Here is a 6,356-nt window from a genome sequence, read left to right as displayed (position 1 = left end):
AAACGTCAGACCTGCATGTTCATCACGTCGGTGTAGGCCTGCATCATGCGGTTGCGCACGTGCAATGCGGCCTGAAAGCCGATCTGCGCCTTTTGCATCGCCACCATGGTTTCTTCCAGGCTGACGTTGCGGTTGCCCTTTTGCACCTCGTTTTGCAGGGCGCTGGCGCGGTTTTGCGCTGCGCTGACTTCGCGCAGCGCAGTGCGCAGCGCATCCCCAAAGCCGGACTGGGACACCGCCCCGGTGGCCGACGCCGCCCCCGGGCCCGTGGCAGGCGCCACCGGCATGGCACCGGCCGCGGCCTTGGCCGCCAGGGCCTTTTGTGCGGCGCGCAAGGCAGCCACCTGAGCGGGGCTCATCGACGCGGTGTGCATGGGCAGCAGGCGCAGATCCATGGGGTGACTCCGTTTCGATGACAGGCCATTGGCAACGCGGTTAGCAACACGCAGGAAACGACGCCGGGTTAGTGCTGGAAGAGGACACACAAGCCTGACCGGGGCTCCAAGCGCGTGCCCGCATGGTAGCGTCCGGGCCGCCCGCGGCTTAAGCGCGAATAGACCCGTCACCGCCCGTCTGTTCGCGCTTTAGTGCAGCGCATGCCGGTGCGGATAATGCGCCGCATGGCTACCTCGACCACTGCCGTCGCCGAATTGGACCCGGCACTGCCGGGAACCGACACCGCACGCCCCACCCCGCCGCTGTTGGCCGGGTGGCAGCGTCTGAGTGCGCCGCGCAAGGCGGCGCTGGGCGCGGGCGTGCTGGCCATGGTCGCGCTGCTGGCCGTGGCGTTTTATCTGCTCAACCGTCCGGACTACCGGGTGCTGTACGCCAACCTCTCGGACAAGGACGGCGGCGCGATCCTGGCGCAGCTGTCGCAGATGAACATCCCCTACAAGCACGCCGACGGCGGCAACGCGATTTTGGTGCCCGCGGACCGCGTCAACGACGTGCGCATGAAGCTGGCCAGCCTGGGCCTGCCCAAGGGCACGGTGGCGGGCTTCGAGCTGATGGACAACACGCGCTTAGGCATGACGCAGTTTCAGGAGCGGGTGAACTTTCAGCGCAGCTTGGAGGGGGAGCTGACACGCACCATCTTGTCGCTGCAGTCGGTGGCCGATGCGCGCGTGCATCTGGCGCTGCCCAACCAAAACGGGTTTTTCCGCGAACAGCAAAAGCCCTCGGCCAGCGTGCTGCTGACACTGCACCCCGGGCGCACGCTCGACCGCACGCAGGTGGCGGGCATCGTGCATTTGGTAGCCAGCTCGGTGCCGGAAATGGACCCGAAGGCTGTCAGCGTCATCGATCAAAACGGGGCGCTGCTGTCGCAGCGCGCCGAGGGCGACGGAGGTATCGATTCGCGCCAGCTGGAGTATGTGCGCACGCTGGAGCGCATGTATACGCAGCGCATTTTGGACCTGCTGGAGCCGGTGGTGGGGCGCGATAACGTGCGCGCCGCGGTGACCGCGGACGTGGATTTCTCGATCACCGAGCGCACCAGTGAGCAGCACCGGCCCAACCAGGGCAACGAGCCAGCGGCGGTGCGCAGCTCGCAAACGGTGGAGGAAAACGCCCCCGGCAGCGCACAGCCCGCCGGGGTGCCAGGGGCCGTGTCGAACATCGCACCCGGACCGACGCAGGCGCCCATCAACGGCCCCACGCCTCCTGTGGGCGTGGTGGGCGCGGGCAATGTGCCGGGCACGGCAGCCGACGCCCTGCGCCGCCGCGAGCTGGTCGTCAATTACGAGGTGGACAAGACGGTGGCCGTGACGCGCGAAGCCAGCGGCACCGTGCGCCGCCTGACCGCCGCGGTGGTCATCAACCACCTGCCCAACCCGGACGCAAAGAAGGGGCCCGCAACGGCGGCACTGCCGCCGCAGCAGCTCGAGCAAATCCAGGCGCTGGTGCGCGACGCCATCGGCTTCAACGGCGAACGCGGCGACTCGATCAACGTGATGAACGCCCCCTTCAACCAGCCCAAGGTGGAGCCGGTGGAGGTGCCGTGGTACCGCGACCCCGACGTGCAGGACCTGCTGCGCAGCGCCGCTCCGTCGCTGGGTCTGCTGCTGGTGGGGCTGTTGATCTTCCTTGGTCTGGTGCGGCCGACCCTGAAGATGATGCAGCCGCCGCCCCCAGCCGAGGCCGCGGCGGCGGCAGGCGCCACGGCCGCGCTGCCCGGCCCCGGCGGCCAGGTGGACGCGGTGGTGGGCGAAGTGGTGGAGCGCCCCGGCCTGCCGCAACCGGCTCATAATGAGCCCACCGCCGAAGAGTTGCGGCTGGCCGACGCGCGCCGCCTGGCCAAGGAGAACCCGGTGGCGGTGGCCAACATCCTCAAGGGCTGGATGGGCACCGAGGGCACCTGAGGACGACCGCAGCCGGCGCACGCGCAAGGTGAGCAAACATGGCCGATACCGATGACGGACTGCAGGACGCCGCCATCTTCCTGATGTCGCTGGGCGAGGAAGAGGCGGCAGAGGTGTTCAAGCACTTCTCGCCCAAGGAGGTACAGCGCCTGGGCGAGACCATCGCGCGCATGAGGACGGTGCCCAAGGAGAAGGTGGACACCGTCATCGAGAAGTTCACCCGCGAAGCGGCGTCGCAGAGCCTGCTGGTGTCCGACACCGACAACTACGTGCGCGCGGTGCTCAAGCGTGCGCTGGGCGAGGACAAAGCCGCGCTGCTGATCGACCGCATCCTGCAAGGGGGCGACGTCTCGGGCATCGAGAGCCTGAAGTGGATGGATCCGCTGTCGGTCGCGGAACTGCTGCGCAACGAACATCCGCAGATCCTGGCGGCGATCCTGGTGCATCTGGACCAGGACCACGCCGCCAACATCCTGAAGCACTTTACCGAGCGCACGCGCAACGAGGTGATGCTGCGCATCGCGACGCTGGAGGGCATTCAGCCCACGGCGCTGAAGGACCTCAACGAGGCGCTGTATCAGGTGCTGGCCGGCGGCGACAAGATTCGCAAGAGCTCGCTGGGCGGTGTCAAGACGGCGGCCGAAATCATCAACCTGCTGGGCACAAGCCTGGAGGCCAGCGTGCTGGATGCGATCCGCGAGCAGGACCCGGATCTGGCACAAAAGATCATGGACAAGATGTTCACCTTCGAGGACCTGCTCAAGCTCGACAACAAATCGCTGCAAATGGTGCTCAAGGAGGTGTCGGCCGACGTGCTGGTGGTAGCGCTCAAAGGTGCCTCGCAAGAGCTGCGCGACAAGATTCTGTCCAACATGTCCAGCCGGGCGGCCGAGGCACTCAAGGAGGATCTCGAGTCGCGTGGACCGGTGCGCTTGTCGGAAGTGGAGGGCCAGCAGAAGGAAATCCTCAAGATTGTGCGCCGGTTGGTGGACGAGGGCCAAATCGTGATCGGAGGAGGCGGCGACGATGCCTTCGTCTAACCGCAGCGCGCACCCGTATCAACGCTTCATCCCGCGCGAGGAGGTGCAGGCGGTCAGCGCCTGGACCTTCGAGCCGGTGGACGATGCAGCGCGCGCGACCCCCAGCGAACCGGCTGCGCCGCCGATTACGCCGGAGGATGTGGAAGCAGCGCGTGCCCAAGCCTTTGCAGAGGGTTTCGAGCAGGGACGGCAAACTGGCGCCCAAGAGATGCGCGAGGCGCTGACCGCCCCACTGCGTCAGCAGGCCGAGGATCTGGCGCGGCGCGTCGCGGACGTGATGGCCGGTGCGCAGGCCGAATTGGACGCGGTGCAACAGCAGCTGGCGCAGCAGGTGTTGTTGCTGGCCTGCGATGTGGCGCGCCAAGTGGTACGGCGCGAACTGGCGCAGTCCTTAGGCCCGGTGCAGGCCGTGGTGCAGGAGGCCCTGTCGATGCTGAGCGACGACGCTCGCCCGGCCGTGCTGCGCCTGCACCCACAGGACGCCCAGCGCTTGCAACCAATGTTGGGCGAAGCGCTGCAGCGCCACCAAGTGCGGCTGCAGGCCGATGCGCGCGTGACCCCTGGTGGGTGCATAGTGCAAACGCGTCTGGGCGTGGTGGACGGCACGGTGGAGCGCCGCTGGGCGCGCGCCGTGGCCAATCTGGGACTGGACGAGCCGTGGAAATCGGACCTGACGATGTCACCCGAGCCCGGGTGCAACGGTGAAAACGCGCTAACCACTGCCGGCGCACCAGCGGCTGACGCGCCCGCCTTGCCGGCCGGTGCGACCGGACAGCCCCCCGTCGCCGCGGCACAGGACCGCCCCGCCGATGGCGAGCCCGTCGCCTGTGCCTCAAGCCATCTGACCCAGGCAGAGGAGGCCCCCTCCCATGGCTGACCTGCGCACCTGGCAAGCCTTTGTGGATGCCGCGCGGCAAGCGGCCAATCAGCCCACGCCGCTGGAGGCCAGCGGCCAGTTGACGCGCCTGGCGGGTTTGGTGCTGGAGGCCGAAGGCATTCGCACACCGGTGGGTTCGCAGTGCGTCATCGACCCCAATCCGGACCCGCTGGCGCCCGACGAGCCCCACGGCACGGTGCTGGCCGAAGTGGTGGGCTTTGCAGGCAGCCGCGCATTCCTGATGCCAGCCAGCGAGGTGCACGGGCTGGCACCGGGCGCGCGTGTGCGGCCCCTGCCCCCGTACCGCCCACGTCCGCGCCTGGGCGATGCACCGCATCCCATTGTCCCCAATGACCGAGGGGTGTTGCGCTTGCCGCTCGGTGCGGGGCTGCTGGGGCGGGTGGTGGATGCTTACGGGCACCCGCTCGATGGGGGTGGGCCGCTGCTGGGTGTGCAGGCGCAGCCGCTGGAGCGCCCACCCCTCAACGCCATGCAGCGCGCCCCCATTCGCCAGCCACTGGACACCGGCGTGCGCGCCATCAACGCGCTGCTGACCGTCGGGCGCGGCCAGCGGCTGGGTTTGTTTGCCGGTTCGGGCGTGGGCAAGAGTGTGCTGTTGGGCATGATGGCGCGCTACACGCAGGCCGACGTCATCGTCGTCGGCCTCATTGGCGAGCGCGGCCGCGAGGTCAAGGAGTTCATCGAGGACATTCTGGGTCCGCAGGACCGGGGCCGCGCCGTGGTGGTGGCGGCACCCGCCGACGCCCCACCATTGGTGCGGCTGCAAGGCGCGCACTACGCCACCGCCATTGCCGAGCGTTTCCGTGATGAGGGCCAGCACGTGCTCCTGCTGATGGATTCGCTGACGCGCTACGCGATGGCGCAGCGCGAAATTGGACTGGCGATTGGCGAGCCCCCCGCCACCAAGGGCTATCCGCCCAGCGCCTTTGCCCGGCTGCCGCAGCTGGTGGAGCGCTCCGGCAACGGTCCTGAAGGCGGCGGCTCCATCACGGCGTTCTACACCGTGCTGTCCGAAGGCGACGACCAGCAGGATCCGATTGCCGATGCTGCCCGCGCCATCCTGGATGGTCACATCGTGCTGTCGCGTGCACTGGCCGAATCCGGCATCTACCCTGCCATCGACATCGAGGCCTCGGCCTCGCGCGTGATGCACAACGTGGTCAGCCCCGAGCACTGGGCGCTGGCACGGCGCTTTCGGCAGCTGTATTCGCGCTACCAGAAGAGCCGCGACCTGATCCAGTTGGGCGCCTACGTCAGCGGCAGCGATCCCGACACCGATCTGGCCATCCAGCTGCACCCAGCGATGGTGGCGCTGCTGACGCAAGACATGCGCGAAGGGGCATCGTTCGACAGCAGCGTGCGCCAGCTCACCGAGCTGCTCGCTGCGGCGGCCGGCGCCGGTGCCCGCAGTGGCGCAGGAGGCCGTGCATGAAGCCCACGCGCGATCTGGCCGTCCTGATGGAGCTGGCACAGCGGCGGCGCGACGATGCGCTGCAGGCGCTGGCCGCGGTGCGCCGCGAACAGCTCACCGCTCAGGGGCAGATGGAGCAGCTGCGTGCCTACACGCGCGACGCCGACGCGCGCTGGCTGCAGCGCGCCAGCGCCGGCGTCACGCCCATGCTGCTGGCCACGCAGCGCCAGTTCGTGGCGCGGTTGGAAGAAGCCATCGCCTTTCAGACCGACGTGTTGCAGCGCTTGCAAGAGCGCGTGGCGCACGCCGAGGCCCGGGTCCAGCACGCCGAGCGGGCCTTGGCGACGCTGCAGCGCATCCAGCAGCGGCGCCAGCTACGCTGGCTGGAGCAGCAACGCCGCGTCGAACAGAAAGCCACCGACGAGATGGCTGCCGCCCAGCACCGGCGGCGCGCCACGATGATGCCCTGAGGAGAGTTGCCGATGAAAGCCGAAGCCGCCACTCATGCCACCGCCCACCCCAGCTCGCACCGGCCTAGTGCGGGGGCCCGCGACGGCGACCCCGCCGCCCGTGACGTCTTTGCATCTTTGCTGGAAGGCCTGGTCGCCGCCGATGACGAGGCCCTGAACACAAACGACGCTGACGGC

General features: G+C 68.5%; 6 protein-coding genes. 5 read left to right on the top strand and 1 reads right to left on the bottom strand.

Features of this window, described 5'->3' with window-relative positions:
* Positions 1-5: 5 nt before the first annotated feature.
* Positions 6-287, bottom strand: coding sequence for a flagellar hook-basal body complex protein FliE (gene fliE, locus V7Z54_RS04570; RefSeq protein WP_334134703.1), 282 nt, complete (start codon positions 285-287; stop codon positions 6-8).
* Positions 288-620: 333 nt separating this feature from the next.
* Here fliE and fliF point away from each other — a divergent pair, with 333 nt between their 5' ends.
* Genes fliF through fliJ form a run of 5 tightly spaced genes read left to right on the top strand, consistent with a single transcriptional unit; the run spans position 621 to position 6,179 of the window.
* Positions 621-2,360, top strand: coding sequence for a flagellar basal-body MS-ring/collar protein FliF (fliF, locus tag V7Z54_RS04565; protein WP_334134697.1), 1,740 nt, complete (start codon positions 621-623; stop codon positions 2,358-2,360).
* 38 nt (positions 2,361-2,398) lie between these two features.
* On the top strand, positions 2,399-3,400 hold the full coding sequence (gene fliG / locus V7Z54_RS04560; RefSeq protein ID WP_334134695.1) for a flagellar motor switch protein FliG: 1,002 nt from the start codon (positions 2,399-2,401) through the stop codon (positions 3,398-3,400).
* Positions 3,387-4,277 carry a FliH/SctL family protein gene (locus tag V7Z54_RS04555; RefSeq protein ID WP_334134694.1) on the top strand — a complete coding sequence of 297 codons (891 nt, stop codon included), beginning with the start codon at positions 3,387-3,389 and terminating at the stop codon, positions 4,275-4,277. Before fliG ends, V7Z54_RS04555 begins: the two co-directional genes overlap by 14 nt.
* Positions 4,270-5,730 carry a flagellar protein export ATPase FliI gene (gene fliI / locus V7Z54_RS04550; RefSeq protein ID WP_334134693.1) on the top strand — a complete coding sequence of 487 codons (1,461 nt, stop codon included), beginning with the start codon at positions 4,270-4,272 and terminating at the stop codon, positions 5,728-5,730. The genes V7Z54_RS04555 and fliI overlap by 8 nt, the downstream gene beginning before the upstream one ends.
* Positions 5,727-6,179 carry a flagellar export protein FliJ gene (gene fliJ, locus V7Z54_RS04545; RefSeq protein ID WP_334134692.1) on the top strand — a complete coding sequence of 151 codons (453 nt, stop codon included), beginning with the start codon at positions 5,727-5,729 and terminating at the stop codon, positions 6,177-6,179. The genes fliI and fliJ overlap by 4 nt, the downstream gene beginning before the upstream one ends.
* The last annotated feature ends 177 nt before the right edge of the window (positions 6,180-6,356 follow it).

This window comes from Tepidimonas sp. (assembly GCF_036824975.1).
Taxonomy (GTDB): Bacteria; Pseudomonadota; Gammaproteobacteria; order Burkholderiales; family Burkholderiaceae_C; genus Tepidimonas.
This window is presented reverse-complemented; position numbering and strand designations above follow the sequence as displayed.

Excerpts from the sequence above, each read along its gene's own strand:
- fliE (WP_334134703.1), bottom strand. The coding sequence starts at position 287 with ATGCCGGTGGCGCCTGCCACGGGCCCGGGGGCGGCGTCGGCCACCGGG.
- V7Z54_RS04555 (WP_334134694.1), top strand. The coding sequence starts at position 3,387 with ATGCCTTCGTCTAACCGCAGCGCGCACCCGTATCAACGCTTCATCCCG.
- fliF (WP_334134697.1), top strand. The coding sequence starts at position 621 with ATGGCTACCTCGACCACTGCCGTCGCCGAATTGGACCCGGCACTGCCG.
- fliI (WP_334134693.1), top strand. The coding sequence starts at position 4,270 with ATGGCTGACCTGCGCACCTGGCAAGCCTTTGTGGATGCCGCGCGGCAA.
- fliG (WP_334134695.1), top strand. The coding sequence starts at position 2,399 with ATGGCCGATACCGATGACGGACTGCAGGACGCCGCCATCTTCCTGATG.
- fliJ (WP_334134692.1), top strand. The coding sequence starts at position 5,727 with ATGAAGCCCACGCGCGATCTGGCCGTCCTGATGGAGCTGGCACAGCGG.